Source organism: Streptomyces cahuitamycinicus (genome assembly GCF_002891435.1).
Taxonomy (GTDB): domain Bacteria; phylum Actinomycetota; class Actinomycetes; order Streptomycetales; family Streptomycetaceae; genus Streptomyces; species Streptomyces cahuitamycinicus.
Map to the genome: position 1 here is coordinate 1 of NZ_POUC01000819.1, position 1,481 is coordinate 1,481.

The 1,481-nt window shown below is 71.4% G+C and carries 1 protein-coding gene; it reads right to left on the reverse strand.

The features are described 5' to 3' along the window. Positions 1-64: 64 nt before the first annotated feature. Positions 65-1,481, reverse strand: a 1,417-nt coding sequence (locus C1J00_RS43155) for a glycoside hydrolase family 32 protein (RefSeq protein WP_102914206.1), incomplete at its 5' end; no start/stop codon positions are given.

Genomic DNA, 1,481 nt, shown 5'->3' on the forward strand with positions numbered 1-1,481 from the left:
ACAGACACACGGCCACGGCCTGGGGGGACGTCCACCCCGAGGGCCGTGGCCGTGTGTAAGACCGTCACGGCCACAGCGGCCGGGGTCCGTCGCTGAAGACCGACGCCATCTGCCAGACGTCGAACCGCTCCAGGGCCACGTCGCCGTCGGCGCCGACACCGACGCCGACGGCCTCGTCCGGGCGGGTGGGGTAGATGCGGACGGTCAGGGCACGCCCGTTGGCGAAAATTTCCAGTGCGGAGTGGTCGACAAGGACGCGCAGGTCGACCCGCCCGTCGGAGCCCAACGGGACCTCTCCGTACCGGGGTTCGGTGTCGACCGTCGGGTCGAGGCTGCTGGTATCGCGGTGCAGGCGCAGGGTGCCGCTCGCTCCGTCGTGCGACCGGCTCACCTCCACGACCGTGCGTTCCGCGCCGTCCGGTGTCTCGCGGAGCACGAGCCGGGCGGTCGCTCCGGGAGCGAGACGCAGGGTCGTCTCGATGTCCAGCTGGTCCCCGCGCACGGCGGGCAGCCGGGTGTACGAATCGGCCAGCCGACCTGTAGCCACCTCTACGCGCTCCCGCCGCAGCTCGGTCAGCTCCGGCACCGGGGCCTGGTGCAGGCCGCCGTCCGTGGCGAGTGTTACGACCCTCGGCAGGGACATCACACCGCACCAGCCGGCCCGCGCGTTCGCCTCGTCCGTCCGGCCCTCCTGAAGCCAGCCGAACATGAGGCGGCGGCCGTGCTCGTCGCCGGTGGACTGGGGAGCGTAGAAGTAGCGGCCGCCGTAGTCGAGCCGGTGGAGGCCGGTCGGGGTGAAGGTGTCGCCCTCGTAGCGGCCGGTCCAGTACAGGGGGTGGTGGGTGGTGCCCTCATCCCAGGCGGAGAAGACCAGCACGTCGGTGCTGCTGGCCTCCTCGCCCTCGCCGAGCCGGAAGAGGTCGACGCACTCCCACATGGTGCCGGTCCAGTCGAGCTCGCCCCGGTTCTGCGAGGCGTCACCCGTCAGCAGCGGGCCGACGTAGCGCCAGCTGCGCAGGTCGTCGGATTCGTACAGGAAGGCCGTACCGCCGGCACCCCGGATTCCCGAGCCCACCAGCTGGCGCCACAGCTGGCCCTCCCGCCACACGCAGTGGTCGCGGAAGGCCGTGATGTCGATGCCCTCCGGCGGGGCGGCGATGACCGGGTTGGCCGGATCCTTGGTCCAGTACCTCAGATCCGCCGATCCTCTGGCCACGCACGGGAGTTCATGCTCGCCGTGCCTGCCCGAGTAGACGAGCGTGGGCACACCGCCGTCGTCGACCAGGACTCCGGACCAGCAGCCGTCGCGGTCGGGGCCGGTGGTGCCGGGGACGAGTGCGACCGGTTCGTCGGTCCAGTGGACGAGGTCGGTGCTGACCGCGTGTGCCCAGCGGCCCTCGTCCTGGTGGAAGAGGTGGTACTCGCCGTCGTAGTGCAGCAGGCCGCAGGGGTCGCTGGTGGAGCTGGTGAGTTGGGAGTAG